Here is a 20,068-nt window from a genome sequence, read left to right as displayed (position 1 = left end):
ATGATCAATTCAACCCCGCCGCAGGCGGCGACACTTGGCTCCGAGGAAGAGCGCGTCGACGCCATCGTCCGCTCCGGTCCCGGCGGCGCCGTTGCGGTGGCGGGCATCGCGACCGCGGTCGTGATCGCGTTGTGGTTTGCGTTCTATCTGTTCGTGTTTCTGCCGCGGAGCGTGTGACCATGACGAGCGAGGTAGACCACGGCATCGGCGAAGCGGTCGCCGCCCGCATCGAGCGGCGATGGGCTGTTCTGTCGATCGTGATCGTCGGCGTTCTCGTTGGCATGGCGACCTATATCGGCATCCATCAGGCAACGATGCCGCAGGGCCATGTCGAAACCGCGGACCCGAAGACGCTGCATCTTTCCGGCGAGTTCGTCGAAAGCAATCTCGGGAGCTCGGTCGAGGCCGACGGGTCCGTTACCGTGCGCGCGATCGGTCAGCAATATTCCTTCACGCCGCAATGCGTTGTGGTGCCGTCGGAAACGCCGATCAAGTTCCGCGCCACCAGCGCCGACGTGGTGCATGGTCTTCTGATCGAGGGCACCAACATCAACACCATGCTGGTGCCGGGCTACGTCTCCGAACTGCCGATCCGCTTCAAGGCGCCGGGCGATCATGTGATGCCGTGCCAGGAATTTTGCGGCATCGGGCATCAGGGCATGTGGGGCAAGGTCAAGGTGGTCGACAAAACCGCGTTCCTTAACCTGATGGCGTCGAAGCGGAGGCTGATCTGTGTTGACTAACAAGCGGCTCATCCTTGCGCATTTCTGGCTCGCCTTCATCGTGTTCGGCGCGGCGTTGGTGCTTGGCGCCTGGCAGATGTTCGTGCGCAGCCCGCTGAATGCCTGGCACTTCAATCCGGAATTCTATTATCGCTCGGTCACCGCGCACGGCTCAGCAATGGGCTACGTGTTTCCGACCCTGGTTGCGATGGGCTTCGGCTATGCGATTACCGAATCCGCGCTGGAAAAGCCGCTGGTCGGCCGCCGCTGGGCATGGGCCGGGTTCTTCCTGGTCGCGGTCGGCGCCGTGGTGGCGATGATCCCGGTGTCGCTCGGGCTCGCCTCCGTGCTGTATACGTTCTATCCGCCGATGGTCGGCAATCCCTTCTATTACATCGGCGTCGTGATGGTCGTGGTCGGCTCATGGATATGGGTCGCGCTGATGTCGATCAACATGGCGATCTGGAAGCGCGAAAATCCGGACAAGCCGGTGCCGCTGGCGATGTTCGCCAATGTTGCGGGCTCGTATCTCTGGGGCTGGACCGCGGTCGGGGCGGCGCTCGAAATCATCTTCCAGATATTGCCGGTGGCGCTCGGGCTGAAGGACACCATCGATGCCGGCTTGGCGCGGGTGTTCTTTTCCTGGACGCTGCACGCGATCGTCTATTTCTGGCTGATCCCGACCTACATCGCCTATTACACGATCTTTCCGCGCGCGATCGGCGGCCGGCTCTACAGCGACGCCATGGCGCGGATTTCCTTCATCCTGTTCGTCGTCGTCGCGATGCCGATCGGCGTGCATCATCTGTTTGCCGATCCGCAGGTCGGCGCCGGCTTCAAGTTCATGCATTCGGTGTTCACCGGCCTCGTCGCACTGCCGACGCTTCTGACGGTGTTCACGATCTGCGCTTCGGCGGAGATTGCCAGCCGGCTGCGCGGCGGCCGCGGTGCGTTCGGATGGGTGACCGCGCTGCCCTGGCAAAACCCGATCATGCTGGCGACCGCGCTGTCGCTGGTGATGCTCGGCTTCGGCGGCGCCGGCGGGCTGATCAACATGAGCTATCAGCTCGATGCCAGCATCCACAACACGCAGTGGATCACCGGCCATTTCCACCTGATCTTCGGCGGCGCCATCGTCATCATGTATTTTGCGATCGCCTATGACCTGTGGCCGCATCTCACCGGCCGCGCGCTGGAAAGCTTTGGGCTGATGCGCACGCAGCTCTGGCTCTGGTTCATCGGCATGATCGTCACCACGTTCCCGTGGCACTATGTCGGCATTCTCGGCATGCCGCGCCGCATGGCATTCTACGACTACGCCAATCCCGCGATTTCGCCGCAGGCGTTTTCGGTGGCGATGTCGGCGGTCGGCGGATTCATTCTGCTGATTTCAGGCGCGTTGTTTCTCACCGTGCTGATCCGCGGCCAGTGGGCCGCCAATAGCGAGGCGGACGCCTACCGCTTCGCCGTGCCCCTGCACATGCCGGCGCGGATCCCGGCCGCGCTGAACAGCTTTGGGCTCTGGCTGGCGCTGATGGTCGGTCTTACGGTCGTCAATTACGGCTATCCGATTGCGCAGTTGATGGTGCTGAAGGAAACCAACGTGCCCGCGGTCTATGTCGGAGCCAGCCGATGAGCGACCAGCCGCTGTTCTCGCGCCGCAATCCCTGGTTCAGCATCAGCGTCGGCGTTACCGCCGGCATCGCGGTTCTGGCTACCATCACCGGCCTGATCTTGCTGCCGCTGGCGCAGCCGGACCTGAAACTGAGTGGCATCTGGGACGCGATCTGTAGTGCTGCCGGCGTGCCGAGGGTGTCTTCGCAAGGAAACGCGATTCAGCCCGACTTCAAGACTTCGAATGTCGTGATGACCTCGGAGATGCTCACAAAACCCAATCAGGTTTCGATCGGCCGCGGCGCGACGCTGGCGCAGCGCTGCGCGATCTGCCACGGGCCGCAGGGCGTCAGCGACGCCAATTCACCGAACCTTGCCGGGCAGTTTGCCGCGGTCACCTACAAGGAACTGAACGACTTCAAGACCGGCGCGCGGGTCAATGTGGTCATGAGTCCGTTCGCGGCCACCATGAGCAACCAGGACATGCTCGATGTCGCCGCCTACTACGCTTATTTGCCGCGGGTGCCGTCGAGCAATCTGGACCCGAAGATTATTGCGCCTGCGATCGTTACGACCGGTGCGCCGATGCGCAACATCGCACCCTGCGGCTCCTGCCACGGCGACATCGACAACAAGGCCGGCAGCCCGTGGCTTGGCGGCCAGTCGGCCGTCTATGTCAAAGCGCAGTTGCAAGCGTTCGCGTCCGGGACTCGGCGCAACGACATCAGCCAGCAGATGCGCAATATCGCCCGCCAGATGACGGCGGACGAGATCGACCAGGTCGCCCACTATTACGAGGCCCAGCCCTGACGGGGCAGCGTGAACTAATTCTTAACTCGCCGTTAACCATGATTGCTGCAGTGTAACACTGGCCTTTGCGATCGGGAGCTCGTGGGGGCCAAAGAGGGGTCGTTTCGCGGGGAGCGGGGCACCAAGCATATGTCGGTCGACACAATAAACGCCACGGCTGCGGCAGGTGTTGATCCCACGCGCGTGAAGATCGCAGGCTCGATCAAGCAGGCTGCCTCGACCACCGGCGCCAGCTTCGAATATCTGCTCACCACCGCGAAGATGGAATCCAACTTCAATCCGAAGGCGTCCGCCTCGACCTCGTCGGCGCGGGGGCTGTTTCAGTTCATCGACCAGACCTGGCTCGGGACGGTGAAGGAAGCGGGCAGCCAGCTCGGTTACGGCAAATATGCCGACGCCATCACCAAGAATCCTTCCGGCAGTTATTCGGTCAGCGATCCCTCGGATCGGGCCGCGGTCATGAAGCTGCGCGACGATCCCGATGCGGCCTCGTCGATGGCGGGCGTGCTGACCCAGTCCAACAGCTTCAAATTGACCGGCAAGATCGGTCGCCGCCCGACCGACGCCGAACTCTATATGGCGCATTTCATGGGCGTCGGCGGCGCCGGCAAACTGATATCGAGCGCCGAGGACAGTCCGAACGCCAACGCCGCGCAGATGTTTCCGAACGCAGCCGCGGCCAACCGTTCGATCTTCTACGATCGCTCCGGCTCAGCCCGCAGCGTCTCCCAAGTCTATTCGGTGCTGACTTCGCGCTACGCCAGCGCCGCCAATTCATCGGCAACGCAGACCGCGATGGCGGCAGTCGGCGGTGATATCAAGCGCAGCGTCACGGTGGCGAGCGCATCTCCGTCGATGTCGATCGACACGGCCGCCTACCTCTCGAGTTTTCCGGATTCGCGCGCCGTCGCGCCGGTGACCGCGACATCGTCGGCCGATCTCAAGACTGCCTCGGCGCAACCGCAGCCGATCTTCCGCTCGCTGTTCCAGGCCGGCGAACGCTCTGAGCCGATCTCGCCGGCGGTCCAGGAATTGTGGGGTAGCGGTTCTTCGCTGACGTCGGTGTCGGTGGCGTCAAATGCGGCGACGACATCGCTCTCGGGGCAAACCCCCGAGGTCCGCCCGCCGGGCCGGCTCGATCTCTTCAGCGATCGCAACGGCACGTTCAGCTAGCTGAACGCTCGTGTCCCGGACGCGGCGCAGCGCGTCTTAGCGGTGCGTCGCAGAGCCGGGACCTAGATGCGATGGACCCCGGACCAGCAGCGCAACACTGCGCGTTGCGCAGCATCCGGGAAACGCGAGGGGCTAAAAGCCCATCCCCGCACCCTTAACAAAACGTCAATAAAACCAGCCGTTTATGGTGAACCCTTTGTTAAGCGTCATGGTTTATTTTCTATGACAGTGGCACCGCGTCATGGTGTCTTTCAGGTTGCGTAAGCCGGCAGGACCATGATCGTTCGGCAGTTCATCAGTTGGATACGTACCGCTCCGGCAGGCGAGCGGGCAGAGGCGACGCGGTCTTTGGCGCGGGCCTGGTTGATTTCAGATCTTTCCGAGGACGATCGCATCGCCGCCGAAGGCGCGCTGCTGATGCTGCTCGACGATCCGTCGCCGCTGGTTCGCCAGGCCATGGCGGAAGTGTTCGCGCGCAGCTCGGAAGCGCCGGCCGCCATCGTGCAGGCGCTGTCGCTCGACCAGACCTCGATCGCGCTGCCGATCCTCGAACACTCTCCGCTTCTGATCGATGCCGACCTCGTCGACATCGTCGCGACCGGCAATGGCGAGATGCAATGCGCGATCGCGCGTCGCATCAATCTGCCGCCGTCGGTGTCGGCTGCGATTGCCGAAGTAGGCTCCGCGGCCGCCGCGCTCGAATTGATCGAAAACGCCTATGCGGAATTGGCGCCGTTTTCATGGGACCGCATCGTCGAACGTCACGGCCATCTCGCCGCGATCCGGGAATCGATGCTGGTGCTGGAAGGCCTGCCCGCCGCCACGCGGCTGGCGCTGGTCGCAAAGCTCTCCGATACGCTGGCGCAATTCGTCGTTTCGCGCAACTGGCTCAGTGCCGACCGGGCAGGGCGGATGGCGAGCGAGGCGCGCGAGCGCTCGACCGTCAACATCGCGGCGCGTTCCGGCGGCGAGGACATGCAGGGGCTGGTGCGGCATCTGCGCGCCACCGGGCAACTGACCGCCGGCCTGATCCTGCGGGCGCTATTGTCGGGTAATCTCGAACTGTTCGATTCGGCGCTGGCCGAATTGTCCGGCCTGCCGCTGGCCCGCGTCTCGGCCTTGCTGCACGACCGCGGCGGCGCCAGCCTGCAGGCGCTGCTGATCCGCGCCGGTTTCCCCGAATCCACTTTCGCCGCCTTCCGCGTGGCGCTCGAGGTCAGCCACGAGACCGGATATGTCGACAGCCTTGGCGGCGCCGCGCGATTGCGCCGGAGTATGGTCGAGCGGGTGCTGACCCATTGCGAGACCGATCGCCAGGCCGCCGAACCCTTGCTGATCCTGCTTCGGCGCTTCGCCACCGAGTCGGCCCGCGAGGAAGCCCGCATGTTCTGCGAGGAATTGGTTGCCGAGGATGCCAACGGGCACGACCTGATCGCGGCGTAATCGACTCTTTCCACACATCAGACGTCGTCCCTGCGAACGCAGGGACCCATAACCACAGGCGTTTGTGGGACGCGAAAGCCGTCTACCAATTTGTTCTAAACGATAGGCCGCGGCGTATGGGTCCCTGCGTTCGCAGGGACGACAGCCATTTAGGCCGCTCACTCCGCCGGAATGATGCTCGGCGCCAGAATGGCTTCGAGGTGTTCGGGGCGGTCGCGGTTGGCGTAAGCGAGGAATTCGTCGGCGATACCGCGCAGCTGCCGGCTCAGCGCGGGAGCCATCACTGCCGTGTCGAGCTTGGTGCGCTCGCGCACGATCGCCTGGATCGCGTTGATGTGATGGGCGATCAGGTTCGCCGGCACTTTATCGAGTTCCGGTGCGTGTTCGATGATGCGGCACAGGCTTTCGGCGGCGACACCTGCGGAAGCAAAGCCAAAAGTCGCAGCGTCGCCCTTGATGTCATGGGCAGCGCGAAACAGCTCTTCGCGATTGTCGTCGGTAAAACCCTCGCGCAGGATCGCGGCATGCGCGGCGGACAGGCGGTCCGCTTCGATGGTCATCCAGTTCTTGAATTCGCCCGACAGTCCCGCCAGCGCCTTTTCCGCCCGGGCGACGGGATCATCGAGATCGGATTCCGGAACGCGCAGCAACACCTTGCGCAAGGGATTGGGCTGCGTGATGACGTGATGATCGGCGAAGGACTGGACTTCCAGTCTGCCCGGCTTTTCTTTCGCCATGATGGTTTCCCTCAAACCTGCACTAGAGCGTTTTCGCGTGAAGTGGGTACCGGTTCACATTAAGAAAACGCGTCAAAACAAAAACTAGAGCCCGGTTTAGAACCGGGCTCTAGACGCTGGATCGCGCCTTGTCGAGCAACGACGGCTGCTGCATGACTTCGACTTCGCCGCCGACGCGCCGCTCGGGGCCGATATAGGCATTGTTGGTATTGCGCCGGCGATCCGGGCCGAAATAGGTCTTGGTCTTGATGAACGGGCGCGGATTGGCGACGACGTTGAGGATGCGCTGGTACAGCCCCTTGGCCGAGATCGGCTTGGCCAGAAACTCGGTGACCCCGGCATCGCGCGCCACCGTCACGCGGCGCTTTTCCGAATGGCCGGTCAGCATGATGATCGGCGCGTAGGGGTTGCCCTTGGATTCCGGCTGCCGGATCATTTGCGCCAGTTCGAGACCGTCGAAGATCGGCATCGACCAGTCGGTGATGACGATATCAGGGACGTAGTGGCTGTACATTTCGAGCGCGGTGGCGCCGTCCTCGGCCTCATAGGCCTCGCGCGCGCCGAACGAATGCAGCAGCGTGCGCAGGATGCGGCGCATGTGCGGATTGTCGTCGCAGATCAGAAATCGCAGCTTGTTGAAGTCGATGCGATACATGGTTCGGCCCTAAGCGCATACCGCGGCCAAAACGGTATACTGGCGTTAACCATATCGCGTCGCCGGTTAACGAATGGTTGCAAACCGAGGTCCGGGGAGGGGTGGTCGGGCGGAATTTACATAGCGTTTTCGAGCGAAGTGGGTCCGGTTCGCGTTAAGAAAACGCGTCAAAACGAAAACCATTAGAGCCGGCAGGCTCTAATGCCCGAACTGCTCGCGCAGGATGCGTTCCTCGAGGCTGTGGCCGGGGTCGAACAGCATCCGCATCGAGATCGTCTTGTCCGACAGCACCTCGACGCGGCGGACGTCGCGCACCTCGTCATGGTCGGCCACCGCCGCCACCGGGCGCTTGTCGCCTTCCAGCACCTCGATCACCACAAAGGCGGTGTTGGGGAGCAGGGCGCCGCGCCAGCGCCGTGGCCGGAACGCGCTGATCGGGGTCAGCGCCAGCAGCGCCGCATTGATCGGCAGGATCGGTCCCTGCGCGGAAAGATTGTAGGCGGTGGAGCCCGCGGGCGTTGCCACCAGGATGCCGTCGGCGATCAGCTCTGCCATGCGTTCGTGCTCGTCGATCAGGATGCGCAGGCGCGCCGCCTGATAGGTCTGCCGAAACATCGCGACTTCGTTGATGGCGTGATGCAGGTGCACCGCACCGTGGACGTCGGTGGCCCGCATCAAGAGCGGGTTGATCAGGGATTCCCGCGCCGCCGCCAGCCGCGTATGCAGGTCGTGCGTCGTGAATTCGTTCATCAGGAAGCCGACGGTGCCGCGATGCATGCCGTAGATCGGCTTGTCCGAGCGCATATGGGCGTGCAGCGTCTGCAGCATCAAGCCGTCGCCGCCGAGCGCGACCACGACGTCGGCATCGTCGGCATTGTGATTGCCGTAGAGCGCGGTCAGTTGCGCCAGCGCCGCCTGTGCTTCCGCGCTTGCGCTGGCAACGAACGCAATCCGGTCATATCGCTTCGGGCGGGTCATGAAACGCGTACTCTAAGCTTCGGTGCAGCTTCGATATAGCATCCGCAGGTGAAACGAAACCGGGCGATCGCCTCTGGCGACCTGTCTGGTCGTCATAAACCAAGGTCTAGTTAACCGAAATAGGGGCCCGTTCGCTGTTGTCCGCTACTTTTCCTGCAGGGTCCGGATCGGGTCCCATTCCGCGCCGGGCGGCTGGGCGGCCATCTCCTGCGCACGCTCGCGGAAGATCGCGGCGGGCCTGTCGGTCTCGGCCGACCGGCCAAAGCACTTTTCCGCAAGGTCGAATTCACCGGCGCGCCAGTGCGCAAGTCCCTCGGCGTAGTCGGCAAGCATCGCCGCCTGCGGGTCTGCGAGGTCGGCCGCCAGGGCCGCCAGCTCGTAAACCGTGAGCGCCTGGGTGCGTCCCTTGACGCGGACGGTGTCGAGCTCGCGCCAGGCGAATGCATCGCCGGCGATCGCAACGGTGGTCTCGGAGGCAATGATCGAGGTGCCATAGAACTTGTTGGCGCCTTCGAGCCGCGACGCCAGGTTCACCGCGTCGCTCATGACGGAATAGTTGAAACGCTTCCGCGATCCGAAATTGCCGACCAGGGCCTCGCCGGAATTGATCCCGATGCGCTGCGCCAGCTTGCAGTTCCGGAACGTGGCGGATTCACGGTTGAGCTCGGCGAGGCGCGCGCTGCAATCGAGCGCTGCCCGCGCGGCATTCGCGGCATGGTGGGGGTCATCGGCCGGCGCGCCGAACAGTGCGACGATGGAGTCGCCGATATATTTGTCGACATAGCCGCCATGGCGCTCGATGATATCGGTCATCTCGGACAGATATTCGTTCATCAGATGCATCAGGTCGTGGGCGGGCATTTTCTCGGCGATCTGCGAAAAACCTTCGATGTCGGAAAAGAAAATCGTCACGTTGCGGTTCTCGCCGCCGAGCTCGGGCAGCTTGTTCGATCTCAGCATCCGCTCGATCACGTCAGGGGCGAGGTAGAGCGCAAAGCTGTTCGCCAACAACCGCCGGTCCTTGTCGGAAACGACGAAGCGATAGCCGACCATGGCGGCGAGCGCTGCGAGCCCGGCCAGGAACGGCTCGGCAACGGGAATGACCACCGCGTGGTTAAACACGACCGCAGCGCCAGCCACGGCGACAACGGCAAACCCGGCATAGGCGAAAGCCGCGCTGATCGGCTTGAGCAGCCGCGCGGCGGTGGCCGCAAACGCCGCGACCAGGGTGGCGATCAGGAAGATCGGCAAGCCGCCGAGCTCAATGGCGGCGTCTTGCCGGATCAGGTTGTTGACGGCGGTCGCATGGATATACACACCTGCGATCGAACTGCGCTTGAAGCCGACGTTCACCGGCTTGGTTTCGGCGGTGCAGCGCGGCGCGCGCGCGCCTTCGCGGCCGGTCGCGAACCTCTTTGAGGTCAATCTGCGGTCCTCGGCGTCCAGCACGGTGCCGAAGATGACGACCTTGCCGTCGAACCAGCGCCGAAAATAATCCTTGTCGTTGCCGGTGGCGCAGAAGCGCAGATCCGCGAACGAGAAAGTCGGGACGTCATCCGCACCGCCTTCGAAATTGACGGTCATGGTATTCGCCACCTCGCCCGGAATACGGTAGCCGGCGAGGATCACCGTGCCGTCGGCTGCGAATTCGGGGGAAGCCGTCAGTGCGCGCGACGCCAGTTCAAGCGCCATCCCGGGCAACTGTGCGGTGCCGCTGACCGGGAAGGTGAGTGGCACCCGGCGAACAACATCGTCGCTATCGGTGTAGACGTTGAGCGGCCTGATATTCTGCTGCTGGCGGACGGCAATGCGTTGTCCCTGCGACGGGCGGATTGGCTGGTCGTCGAGCAGTTGCTCGCCTAGCACCACCTTGCCGGCGCTGCCTGCGGAGGCGAGGGCGCGAAGGAAATCGCGGTCGAAGCCGCGGACCTTGTCGCCGAGCACGCCGTCGCCGAAAGGGATCTCGGATTGTTCGAGCGACGTCGGCATGACGATGTCAAATCCGACGACCTTGGCCCCGCCTTCGACAATCGCGCCCAGCACGCGGCCGATCTCACTGGTCCAGGTCAGCGTCGGCGAGCCCTTGAAGGGGGCCGCGCGATAGCTCTCCTCGTCGATCGCGACGACGACGGCGGGTGAGGAGGCCGGATCATGCCGCTTGCCGAACATCTCCGAGCGTAACGCGGTGAGAATATCGATCGACCAGCCATGGACGGCCCCAAGCGGCGGGGAAACGGAAACGGCGGCGCAGATCAGCGCGATGGCGGCGATCGCAGCCAGGTCGCGGGTGGTGCGTCCGATATTCAAGACCGCAGGTCCGGCACGCCCCTCAATCCATCCGCACCAGGCGACCGACAATCGGCGTCGCTCCCGGCCTGGCCTGCGCGTCGACCTGGAAGACGATCTGGGACGACTTGAATTTCGCGGAATAGATGCCGCCGGGGCTCAGTGCCTTGTCGGCGGCGGCGAAATCGTAAAATTTTCCTTTTGCCTGCCTGCCGTCGAGTTCGATCTGCTGGCGTTCGCCGGATAGATCGAGCCGTTCGACGAGCAGGGTGCCGCGCCCGGTGGCTTGCACGAGCGGAGACGCCCCGTAGAGGGTGAGCTGCGGCTTGATCGACGTGTCGTTCTTTCCGAGGCTTCGCACGACGGTGGCGGCGACCTCGCTGGTTTCCTTGGTGGTCGCGTGCGCGTGGCTGGCGTCGCACTCGGTCTTTTCGTCCTTGACGGAAGCTAGGTGCACCAGGCTCTCGTCGGTGCCGACAATGACCGTACCAATTCCGGCGATCTTTTCCCGTCGGCAGGACTTCAGGTAGCTGATGACGATCGAACTATCAGCCCCGAGCTTGATCACCGTCTTGGGCGTCAGATAGTCCATGAACTCCGCGCCGGTGACCTTGCCCTGAACCTCTTCGACGATCGCAACCGGCTGTTCCGCCGCTGCCGCCACGACGGTCGCCAACAGGCCAACACAAACGGCAATTGCACGCTTCATTCCAATATCCATCCAAAGGGGGGCGGCGATCCGAACCGACAGCCGTCGGCGAATCCACTACCTTGTTATGGTCCACAGGATCAAATACGCCGTCGGTGGCAGATGTGTGTGTGATGAATGTCACTTCGGTCACTTCGTCGCACTTCAGGAGGGCGCTGGCCATTGCGCGGGCCGCGGATGCCGAGATGAACAATCCTTAATTTCCCAACCCCTTGTGAACCCTGCCGGCTCGCGTTGGTGTCGGTTACACTGCGGCAAACAGGGAGGTCGACGCGGATGGGTATCGGACCGGCGATGAAGCGCCACGCGCGCATGATGATGGCGCTTCTTGCTGTTTCGATCACGACCGCTGCCTGGAACGATGCTTGGGCCGACGACGAAACGCCGCCGCCGTCACAGCAACAACCTGCCGCGACGACGTCAGCGCCACCGCCCGAAGGCCAGAAGGGTGGAGCCCGCCGCGGCGGCGACGGTCCCAATGCCAATGCGCCGGCCGCTGCCGAACAACATCGCCTGCCGCCGGACTCAACGACCAAACAGACGCTGGCGCTGCCCGGGCGCACCCTCAATTTCACCGCGACCGCGGGCTCGATCCGCATTTTCGACGACAAGGGCGAGCCGCAGGCCGATATCGCCTACACCTCCTACCAGCTTGACGGCGCCGACCGCGCCAGCCGGCCGGTGACGTTTCTGTTCAACGGCGGGCCGGGCGCGTCCTCGGCCTGGCTGCAACTCGGCGATGCCGGGCCGTGGCGGCTGTCGATATCAGGCGATGGCGCGGTCGCTTCCGCTTCGCCCGACCTGTTGCCCAATGCCGAAACCTGGCTCGACTTTACCGATCTCGTCTTCATCGATCCGGTCGGGACCGGCTACAGCCGCTTCGTGGCGTCCGGCGACGACGTGCGCAAGCGGTTCTTCTCGGTCGACGGCGACGTCAGTTCGATCGCGCTGGTGATCCGGCGCTGGCTGGAAAAGTCCGATCGCCTGCTGTCGCCGAAATACGTCGCCGGCGAAAGCTATGGCGGCATTCGCGGACCCAAGGTGGTGCGCGAACTACAGACCCAGCAGGGCGTAGGCGTACGCGGGCTGATCCTGGTTTCGCCTGTGCTCGACTTCCGCGATTATTCCGGCTCCAGCCTGCTGCAATTTGTCTACAGCCTGCCGACCATGGCTGCGGTGGCGCGCGAGGCCAGAGAGACAGGGAAGGGACCGCTGACGCGCGCCGATCTCGCCGAGGTCGAGCGCTACGCGCAGGGTGAATTCCTGACCGACTTGATCAAAGGGCAGGCCGACAAGGAGGCCACGACGCGGCTATCCGACAAGGTGGCGCAACTGACCGGCATCGATCAGGTGGTGAGCCGCCGGCTTGCCGGTCGTTTCGACATCGGCGAATTCCGCCGCGAGTTCGATCGCCGCAACGGCCGGGTGACCGGGCGTTACGACGCCTCGGTTTCGGGGTTCGATCCCTATCCGGATTCCAGCTACTATCTGTTCGGCGATCCCTCCGGCGATCCGCTGTTGGCGCCTCTGACCAGCGCCGCGGTCGATCTCACCGCGCGAAAATTGAATTGGCGGCCAGACGGTTCGTACCACTTGCTGAGCGACAGCGTGAACAAGGCCTGGGATTTCGGCCGTGGCCAAAATCCGGCCGAGTCGGTGCGGCAGCTCCGGCAGATCCTCGCGTTCGATCCCAAACTCAAATTGCTGGTCGGGCACGGGATGTTCGATCTGGCGACGCCCTATTTCGCCTCGAAGGTTCAGCTCGACCAGTTGCCGGCCTATGCCACCCCAAACCGGGTCAAGCTCGTGGTCTATCCCGGCGGGCACATGTTCTATTCGCGCGACTCGGCCCGCCAGGCGTTTCGCGCGGAAGTTCAGACGCTGATGAAGTAGAATCATTTTTGACGCGTTTTCTTTACGCGAACCGGTACCCACTTCGCTTGAAAACGCTATGAACAACAAAAAGCCGGCGCAGCTAGTTGCTGCGCCGGCGTTTTTTTGTTCGTCATTGCCTGCGACAAACGCGAAGCGTTTGTGCAAGGGAGCGTAAGCGACGAAGCAATCCAGACTTTTTTCGTCGCTCTGGATTGCTTCGCTCCGCTCGCAATGACACGAGTATCAGTAAACCAGTCCGGTGCCCGGCGGCTTTTCCATCGCTTCGGCGAGCGAGCGGTATTCTTCGCTAGTCGTACCGGTAAGCTGGGCGATCTTGTTCAGGTGGTATTGCGCCTGGTCGCGGTTGCCCTGTTCGACTTGCCACAGGCCGTAATACTGCCAGGTCTTGACGTGGTTGGGATCGGCCTTGAGCGCGCGCTCGTACCAGATCTGCGACACCTTGTAGTCGCCGAGCTTGCGGTAGGAGTAGCCGATCAGGTTGGCGACGGCGGCGCTGTCGTCACGGCCGAGTGCCTTGAGCTGCGGGATTGCCGCGGCGTAGTCGTGGCGATCGTAGATGGTGGCATAGGCGGCGCGATAGCCGTCGGCGAAGGCGGTCTGCTCGATGCCCGGGCGCGCTTCAGAGGATTTCTTCTTCTTGCCCTTGTCCGGCGGCGGCGGATCGTTGTCCGGGGCGGCGTAGACAACGGTGACGATGGGCGCTGCCGCGAGCGTCAGCGACAACATGGCGAGCGTCAAAAGCCTGATGGCAAGTTTATTCATGCATCTCTCCTGATGGCCGGTTTGGCAATCCTACACCGAAGCCTGGTGAATTGAACCCCCGGAGGCTCGGAACATTCCCGGTTGTCAGCCCTGATTTGCGCAAAATTTGCGTGAGCGGACGATGGACTGCGAAACCCGCAACATGACCAAGATGTCATGCAGATGAACGAAGTCCGTCATCGCGCTTCAGGAGGGGTTCAGCGCGTGGTCGTTAAGGTCGTCTCCATGATCAGCGAGCCCGGTCATCCGGCCGGAGATGCCAGCGATCCCCTGAAAGAGGAGACAACCATGTTCAAGACCATTTCCGCAGCGCTTGTTGCCGTTTCCGTTCTCGCCGCGCCCGTGCTTGCCGCTGCCCCCGGCAAGGCGACCCAGAACACCGCCATCAAAGCTCCGGTGACCAAGAGCGTGCAGGCGCCGGTGATCAAGGCAGATACGGCGAAGTCGAAGTTCCTGAACGCCAATGCCCACATGGGCCGCCATCACGTTCGCCATCATCGCCACCACAAGCACATGGGCGCGCTGAAGACCCACGCCGCGCCGAAACTTGCGGTCAAGCACGTGACGCCGGCGCCCAAGCGCGGCTGAAACTAGCTGATAAAACTGATCCGCCGGCGCGTCTCGATCGCCCCCATTGCCCCGCCGCGCCCGCGGATATCCGGCCCAGCCCACGCGCCATGCCCCCATGGCAAGTGGGCTGGTGCTTTGGGCTGGTGTTTTTCGATAACCGAGATGCGAATTCCAATTCGCCGCCGGGCGGTCTAAGAGTGCCCCAAGACCGGATCAGGACCGGATAGAAGAGTTTCGCTTGGGGACATCAGCAAAATTTGCGGCGATCCTGGTGCTGCCGATCGCGCTTTCGGCCTGTGCCGGCGGCGACGAGGGCAGGCCGATCACCTATACCGACGACCGCGGCGTCGCCAACCAGCCGTTTCCGAACAATTACCGCACCGAAGTGCTGGCGTTCATGAAGAGCTACCTCAACAATCCGGCCGGCGTGCATGAGGCCGCGATGGCCGAGCCGGTCCAGCGCGTCGTCGGCGGGCGGCTGCGCTATGTCACCTGCCTGCGCTTTAGCCCGCGCGAATCCGACGGCAGCTACCGCGAGCCGCGTGAGCGCGGGATTCTCTTTGTCGATGGCCGGCTCGACCGGCTGGTCGAAAACGCCAGCGAGCCCTGCGCCGGCGCGGTCTATGCGCCATTTCCCGACATGGAAAAGATGACGCGATAGGGCGTTCGGCGGCGCACCGCAGGCGGTTCCGGACAGGTCCCCCGAGCGGCTGCCGGGGCTGAAAAGGTGAACAAAATCCGATCACTTTTCAGGGAGCCTTGAACCTTGCCTTAGTTGTTTTCGACATCAACAAAGCGGGATACCACCTGATTAACGCAGGAAAAAACCTTACATGCGAAGGAACTAAAGCGCTTTGTTGCCGCGCCGTCACAGTTGAGCGCCATCGCTGCTACCGGCTTTGCCCCAAAGCAACCTAAATGAGGTCACGTTGTTTGGTTTGATATCGCAACGTAAGTAACGGGGATCGAAGATGAAAAAGTTTCTGCTTGGCACTGTCGCGCTGGCCGCTTTTGCGGCTCCTGCTTTCGCGGCTGACATGCCGGCCCGCACCTATTCCAAGGCGCCGGTCTATACCGCGCCGGCGGTGGTCTATAACTGGACCGGGTTCTACATCGGCGGCCATCTCGGCGGCGCCTTTGCAGGCAATAACGGCCTGCAGGGCAGCGACGCCCGCTTCCTTGGCGGCGTGCAGGCCGGCTTCGACTATCAGTTCGCGCCCAACTGGGTGATGGGTGTCGAGGCCCAGTACAGCTGGCTGCCCAACAGCAACAATAACGGCGTGCTGTTCCCGGGCGGGACGCTGGTGACCTCCAATACCAACCAGCTCGGCTCGGTGACCGGCCGGGTCGGCTACACCTGGGGTCCGACGCTGCTGTACGCCAAGGGCGGTTACGCCTGGCGTGACGGCAACAATATCGGCGTAACGGCGGCCGGTGTGCCGCAGGGCTTCACCACCAATGGCAGCCACAAGGACGGCTACACCGTCGGCGGCGGCCTCGAATACATGTTCGCCCCGAACTGGTCGGCCAAGGCCGAGTACCAGTATTACAATTTCGGCAACACCACCTTCGCGACCGGCCCGGCCGACATCGCCGGCAGGTCGTTCCGGAACGACGAACACACCGTCAAGGTCGGCGTGAACTACCGGTTTGGCTGGGGTGGCCCGGTCGCCGCCAAGTATTGATCGCCGCCTGACATCAGACGCGAAAAGGCCGGCTTCACGCCGGCCTTTTTGTTGACGGACGGGCGCCAAGGCGGGTCTTCAAGGCGCGGGCTTCGCATTTTTCTGTTGCCAAAAATAATTTTTGCAGCGCACGAAACTTTTCCGTCATGTTGAGTTATTATGGTTCGGCCGGCTGGTTGGACAACGAACATGCGTGCTTTTGCGTTAGGGCTGATTTTTTCCGCGGCAGCGTTGCCCTGTGTTGCACAGACAGTCCTGAAATCCGAACCGTTGATCATGGCACCCTATGAAATCGCCTTTGTGCAGGACACCTCGTGTCCGGCAGGCAAGGTGCTGAAGGTCACCGGCGCGATCAGGGGACTGCACCGGCGCAAGGCTTGCGTCTCGCTGGCTTCGGAACAGGCCTCGCTGGTAACGGCGACGCCGTAAAGCGCACTTTCCATCTTTTCCGTCATGCTCGTGAAAGCGGGCTTTGCGCATGCCGCGGGTTGCCGTCAGGCGATGCGCGCCACGGAGTACCGGATCGTCCGATCTTGTGGATGATGACCGGCCGAATGCCCCTCACGAACCCCGCAACGGCTCCAGCCGGGCATCGCGTTCGGCTTCGGCTTTGTTTTTGGCGGGGTCTTCCTGCGGGTCGGGCTGGCACGGCCGAATCTCATAATCATTGTCCAGCACCGGACGCGGCGCGGCTTTCTCCTCCTCGGAGATGGCGTCGACCACGAGGCCGCTGCTCTGGGCCACCTTCCAGACGTCGGCCTCGGTCGGGTAGGCCTTGCTCAGCTTGGCGTCGTGACAGAACAGGGCGTAGGGCATGGTTGGCTCCGGTAAAACCGTCAACGCGCAGGCCGTGCCCGGGTTTCGTAACCAGGTTTCGGGCTGGGCAGGTATGTCGGCGATCTAACGGCCGAATTTGCCCGTTTCGGCCCGATTCTTGGGTGTTCCTGAGTCCTTAACGAGGGGTGAATCCGGCAAAAAAGAATCCCCGAGACTCCCAGGCCAGAATCGCCGGATGTTTCCGGCCATGAGAACGATCCTGCAGACCCCCTGCGAGCGCGTCCAACTCACGCTCACCGTCGCGCTCTTGGCCGCCTGCGCGGCCAACGTGGCGCTGGTATGCGCCTGGCTTTGAGTAGCGTTTTCGAGCGAAGTGGATGCCGGTTCGCGTAGCAATCAAGCTTGCGCAGATTGCGTAGACTTATCTGCGGTAGAAAACGCGTCAAGAATAGAAGCGCGGGCGATTGACGCCGCGCCCGTTCCACCCATCATGCAGGTCAATCAAGAGGAACGGGCCGCGTTAGCGGCCCGACCTATGCGAGGGGGGACCAAATGATCGAGACGCTGCCTGAGCGGGTCAATGGCGATGCGGGGCTGGTCCGGCGCGGACGCTACCTGACGACCACGTTTCTGCTGGAGGTCGGCCAGACGTGCTGGCTGATCGCGATCTTCGAGGGCCGTATCGTGTCGGTGACGCGGGGCCCGTTCGTGATGCCTTCGTCGTCCTTTGCGCTGCGGGCCCCCGAAGATGAATGGCAAAAGTTCTGGAGCGTGCGGCCGCCGCCAGGCTCCAACGACCTGCTGGCACTGATCAAGCGGCGGGTTCTGAAAGCCGAAGGCAATCTGCAGGTCTTCATGTCCCATCTGCGCTACTTCAAGGAAGCGCTCGCCAAGCTGCGCGCGCAGGGAGCGGTGGCATGAAGGCGCGGTTCGAGCCGATCACCGGCCGCTACATGCATGTGGAATTGTTCGGCCGGCCACACCGCGTCTATGTCGAGGAGGCGGGCGAGGGCACGCCGCTGCTGTGCCTACATACCGCCGGAAGCGACGGACGGCAGTATCGCGGCCTGATGAACGACGCGCGCGTGACCGCGAACCATCGCGTCATCGCCTTCGACATGCCCTGGCACGGCAAATCGTCGCCGCCGTCAGGTTGGCACGACGAGGAGTATCAACTCACCTCGGCGCAATACACGACCATGATCCTGGAGATCTCGGCAGCGCTCGAACTCGACCGGCCGATCCTGATCGGCTGTTCGATCGGCGGCCGTATCGCGTTGCATCTGGCGCTCGAACACCCCGAAAGCTTTCGCGCCATCATCGGCCTGCAGGCCGGCGCGCATGTCGATCCCTATTACGATCTCAATTTCCTGCACCGGCCGGACGTCCATGGCGGCGAAGTCTGCGGCGCCATCGTCTCCGGGCTGGTCGGCCCCGACGCGCCGGACAGCGAGCGCTGGGAGACGCTGTGGCACTACATGCAAGGTGGCCCCGGCGTCTTCAAAGGCGATCTGTATTTCTACAAGCTCGACGGCGATATCCGCGACCGGGTGGCGCAGATCGACACCCGCCGCTGCCCGCTGTTCCTGCTGTCCGGCGAATACGACTATTCCTGCACGCCGGAGGAGACGCTGGCGGTAGCGAACAGCATCCCGGGTTCCGAAGTCACCATCATGAGGGGCCTCGGCCATTTTCCGATGAGCGAAGATCCGCAGGCGTTTTTGGCGCATCTTCTCCCTGTGCTGGAGAAGATCGGGAAGAGCTGAGGGTCGCAAGGCAGCTGCCATGCGAACGCCCGCACGTGTTGCGGGGCCAAACGCTCAAGAAAGCGCAGGAGAACTACTTGCCTGCCCGCGGCGCTGTCGGCATCTCGCTCAGCGTGGCGTGGACCTTGGCCATGGTGGCGCTGCAATAGGCCTCGCGCTCCTGGTTGAACCGCTGCTGGTGGGCGCGGAAATTGGCGACCCGCGCCTTGATCTCGGAGATTTCAGACTGGAAGCCGCTGCGCAGGTCGGCCCGGGCGATCGTCTGCACCGCCCGTGTCATTTCCTTTGGCGCTTCGCTTGACGTTGCTCGCGATGCCGCTTTCGGCAGATCGAGGGCCTCGGCCATCAGCGCCTCGATGTCGGGCATCGGCGCCACCATGGCGGCGGTCTCGGAGGGCTCGAACGAGCTTGTCGTGGCGGATGTCGCAACTGTCTTCTCGGCCTCCGGCTTCTTGCCGGTCACCGATTGAACAAACGCCATCGTTTGCGCGATCAGGAGATCGCGTTCCCTCATCCATTTCATGAGACACCTCAGCCCAACTAACACCATCAAATGGCTTTTCTGGAATCAAGGGCGGCTGGTGATTTGGAAGGGGACAGCGTCGGTTTTGCGCGCAAGGTGACAAAACTGTGACACATCGTGCCCGCCAGCGTGCACATGCTGGGGTAACGGGATGACCCCGCTACCGTCATCGCGCAGGCAGAAACCTATCGCTGGCGCGGATTGGTGTTCGGTACGAATGGCGCGCCGACGACGCGAACCGCGGGCTGGTCGGCGACATAGACGATCGGCTTGCCGGCTGCCGGAGCCTGCTCGGCGCGCGCGGCGAACCGGACCGGGGTCTTGTCGGCCGGCTCCACCAGACTGGCGCTGGCCGCTACGATCACGGTGAACACCGTGACGATGGCGAGCAGGAACATGTTGCAGTTTTCTTCGCGAATTTTCATGCGGAGAGAACGTCGAAGGTGAGGGTTGGTTCCGGCTAACGAATGGTGCGGTTGAGGGGATTGAACTCGGAACCTTAATCGCGTTCTTCGCCGCGGGTGTTTCGAATGTCCCGAACGATCCAGGCGAAGACAAGAAGCGTTGGCGTCCACGCGAGTAACGCTCCGGCAATCATCGCTTGTGCGCTTGTCATGATAACTCCCGGGCTTCGCACTCTATCGACATTTCCCAATTCGGGCGTTCAATCCGATCGAGTTCCCTGAAGCACGCGATGCGACGGTTCGGGGCATTTGTAGAGCCATCTCCAATAGGCGCTGTTTCGTTCCCGCTGACGCTTGTAGTTCTCGCGACATCCGGCCGAGCAAAATTGCCCGAAGCGCCAGTTGAATCGGACCAGTCCGAAGGGACGGTCGCAGTCTGGATTCTCGCAACGATTTGTCATGAGGCTGCCTCTGCGTTCGTACGCAGGATCATTCGAATGAATTTTTCCTGGCCTCGGCCGAGACAGGAACGTCCGCAGTAGTGTTCACGCGCCGGAT

The 20,068-nt window shown here is 62.9% G+C and carries 23 protein-coding genes; 14 read left to right on the top strand and 9 right to left on the bottom strand.

Going from position 1 to position 20,068, the window contains the following annotated elements; translation table 11 throughout:
• From BLS26_RS36225 to BLS26_RS04290, 6 genes are all read left to right on the top strand, one after another.
• On the top strand, positions 1-177 hold the full coding sequence (locus BLS26_RS36225) for a hypothetical protein (RefSeq protein ID WP_172804540.1): 177 nt from the start codon (positions 1-3) through the stop codon (positions 175-177).
• A 2-nt stretch (positions 178-179) separates the two neighbouring features.
• Complete coding sequence (locus BLS26_RS04310) at positions 180-743, top strand: cytochrome C oxidase subunit II (RefSeq protein ID WP_092517597.1); 564 nt, start codon at positions 180-182, stop codon at positions 741-743.
• A complete protein-coding gene (locus tag BLS26_RS04305) occupies positions 733-2,358 on the top strand; it encodes a b(o/a)3-type cytochrome-c oxidase subunit 1 (protein ID WP_092508739.1) in 1,626 nt (541 codons plus the stop codon). The genes BLS26_RS04310 and BLS26_RS04305 overlap by 11 nt, the downstream gene beginning before the upstream one ends.
• Positions 2,355-3,146 carry a cytochrome c gene (locus BLS26_RS04300; RefSeq protein ID WP_092508737.1) on the top strand — a complete coding sequence of 264 codons (792 nt, stop codon included), beginning with the start codon at positions 2,355-2,357 and terminating at the stop codon, positions 3,144-3,146. The genes BLS26_RS04305 and BLS26_RS04300 overlap by 4 nt, the downstream gene beginning before the upstream one ends.
• A 129-nt stretch (positions 3,147-3,275) precedes the next feature.
• Entirely contained in the window at positions 3,276-4,319 is a 1,044-nt protein-coding gene (locus BLS26_RS04295; RefSeq protein ID WP_092508735.1) for a transglycosylase SLT domain-containing protein, read from the top strand.
• A 276-nt stretch (positions 4,320-4,595) separates the two neighbouring features.
• Entirely contained in the window at positions 4,596-5,762 is a 1,167-nt protein-coding gene (locus BLS26_RS04290) for a DUF2336 domain-containing protein (protein WP_092508733.1), read from the top strand.
• Positions 5,763-5,920: 158 nt separating this feature from the next.
• Here the strand turns inward: BLS26_RS04290 and BLS26_RS04285 are convergent, their stop codons facing one another.
• The 5 genes from BLS26_RS04285 to BLS26_RS04265 form a co-directional block, all read right to left on the bottom strand.
• Positions 5,921-6,499, bottom strand: coding sequence for an Hpt domain-containing protein (locus tag BLS26_RS04285; protein ID WP_092508731.1), 579 nt, complete (start codon positions 6,497-6,499; stop codon positions 5,921-5,923).
• Positions 6,500-6,608: 109 nt separating this feature from the next.
• Positions 6,609-7,154 (bottom strand): response regulator, encoded by a 546-nt coding sequence (locus BLS26_RS04280; RefSeq protein ID WP_092508729.1) that lies wholly within the window; start codon positions 7,152-7,154, stop codon positions 6,609-6,611.
• Positions 7,155-7,352: 198 nt separating this feature from the next.
• On the bottom strand, positions 7,353-8,132 hold the full coding sequence (locus BLS26_RS04275) for an NAD kinase (protein ID WP_092508727.1): 780 nt from the start codon (positions 8,130-8,132) through the stop codon (positions 7,353-7,355).
• A 144-nt stretch (positions 8,133-8,276) separates the two neighbouring features.
• On the bottom strand, positions 8,277-10,439 hold the full coding sequence (locus tag BLS26_RS04270) for an adenylate/guanylate cyclase domain-containing protein (protein ID WP_092508725.1): 2,163 nt from the start codon (positions 10,437-10,439) through the stop codon (positions 8,277-8,279).
• A 22-nt stretch (positions 10,440-10,461) separates the two neighbouring features.
• Positions 10,462-11,127 (bottom strand): hypothetical protein, encoded by a 666-nt coding sequence (locus BLS26_RS04265; protein ID WP_092508723.1) that lies wholly within the window; start codon positions 11,125-11,127, stop codon positions 10,462-10,464.
• A 276-nt stretch (positions 11,128-11,403) separates the two neighbouring features.
• Between BLS26_RS04265 and BLS26_RS04260 the strand changes: the two genes are divergently transcribed.
• Positions 11,404-13,020: a S10 family peptidase gene (locus BLS26_RS04260; RefSeq protein WP_244541838.1), complete on the top strand. Its 1,617-nt coding sequence runs from the start codon at positions 11,404-11,406 to the stop codon at positions 13,018-13,020.
• Positions 13,021-13,245: 225 nt separating this feature from the next.
• On the opposite strand, the gene BLS26_RS04255 is transcribed toward BLS26_RS04260, so the two are convergent.
• Complete coding sequence (locus tag BLS26_RS04255; RefSeq protein WP_092508721.1) at positions 13,246-13,785, bottom strand: lipopolysaccharide assembly protein LapB; 540 nt, start codon at positions 13,783-13,785, stop codon at positions 13,246-13,248.
• 288 nt (positions 13,786-14,073) lie between these two features.
• Between BLS26_RS04255 and BLS26_RS04250 the strand changes: the two genes are divergently transcribed.
• From BLS26_RS04250 to BLS26_RS04235, 4 genes are all read left to right on the top strand, one after another.
• Entirely contained in the window at positions 14,074-14,373 is a 300-nt protein-coding gene (locus BLS26_RS04250) for a His-rich protein BRANT (protein ID WP_172804539.1), read from the top strand.
• 220 nt (positions 14,374-14,593) lie between these two features.
• A complete protein-coding gene (locus BLS26_RS04245) occupies positions 14,594-15,016 on the top strand; it encodes a hypothetical protein (RefSeq protein ID WP_092508719.1) in 423 nt (140 codons plus the stop codon).
• A 310-nt stretch (positions 15,017-15,326) separates the two neighbouring features.
• Positions 15,327-16,040, top strand: a complete 714-nt coding sequence (locus tag BLS26_RS04240; protein WP_092508717.1) for an outer membrane protein — start codon at positions 15,327-15,329, stop codon at positions 16,038-16,040.
• A 189-nt stretch (positions 16,041-16,229) separates the two neighbouring features.
• On the top strand, positions 16,230-16,469 hold the full coding sequence (locus BLS26_RS04235) for a DUF6719 family protein (RefSeq protein WP_092508715.1): 240 nt from the start codon (positions 16,230-16,232) through the stop codon (positions 16,467-16,469).
• Positions 16,470-16,601: 132 nt separating this feature from the next.
• Here BLS26_RS04235 and BLS26_RS04230 read toward each other — a convergent pair whose 3' ends face one another.
• A complete protein-coding gene (locus tag BLS26_RS04230) occupies positions 16,602-16,856 on the bottom strand; it encodes a hypothetical protein (protein WP_092508713.1) in 255 nt (84 codons plus the stop codon).
• A 208-nt stretch (positions 16,857-17,064) separates the two neighbouring features.
• On the opposite strand from BLS26_RS04230, the gene BLS26_RS36470 reads away from it, so the two are divergent.
• The 3 genes from BLS26_RS36470 (at position 17,065) to BLS26_RS04220 (ending at position 18,583) form a co-directional block, all read left to right on the top strand.
• Positions 17,065-17,172 (top strand): glucose transporter, encoded by a 108-nt coding sequence (locus BLS26_RS36470; protein ID WP_244541837.1) that lies wholly within the window; start codon positions 17,065-17,067, stop codon positions 17,170-17,172.
• 197 nt (positions 17,173-17,369) lie between these two features.
• On the top strand, positions 17,370-17,738 hold the full coding sequence (locus tag BLS26_RS04225) for a hypothetical protein (protein WP_092508711.1): 369 nt from the start codon (positions 17,370-17,372) through the stop codon (positions 17,736-17,738).
• Positions 17,735-18,583 carry an alpha/beta fold hydrolase gene (locus tag BLS26_RS04220; protein WP_092508709.1) on the top strand — a complete coding sequence of 283 codons (849 nt, stop codon included), beginning with the start codon at positions 17,735-17,737 and terminating at the stop codon, positions 18,581-18,583. Before BLS26_RS04225 ends, BLS26_RS04220 begins: the two co-directional genes overlap by 4 nt.
• Before the next feature lie 73 nt (positions 18,584-18,656).
• Here the strand turns inward: BLS26_RS04220 and BLS26_RS04215 are convergent, their stop codons facing one another.
• Together BLS26_RS04215 and BLS26_RS04210 are read right to left on the bottom strand one after the other, a co-directional pair.
• Positions 18,657-19,106, bottom strand: coding sequence for a hypothetical protein (locus BLS26_RS04215; RefSeq protein WP_092508707.1), 450 nt, complete (start codon positions 19,104-19,106; stop codon positions 18,657-18,659).
• Positions 19,107-19,291: 185 nt separating this feature from the next.
• Positions 19,292-19,531 carry a hypothetical protein gene (locus BLS26_RS04210; protein WP_092508705.1) on the bottom strand — a complete coding sequence of 80 codons (240 nt, stop codon included), beginning with the start codon at positions 19,529-19,531 and terminating at the stop codon, positions 19,292-19,294.
• Positions 19,532-20,068: the final 537 nt, after the last annotated feature.

This window comes from Afipia sp. GAS231 (assembly GCF_900103365.1).
GTDB lineage: Bacteria > Pseudomonadota > Alphaproteobacteria > Rhizobiales > Xanthobacteraceae > Bradyrhizobium.
Note: the sequence above shows the minus strand (reverse complement) of the source record. Positions and strands in the feature narration are given on the sequence as shown.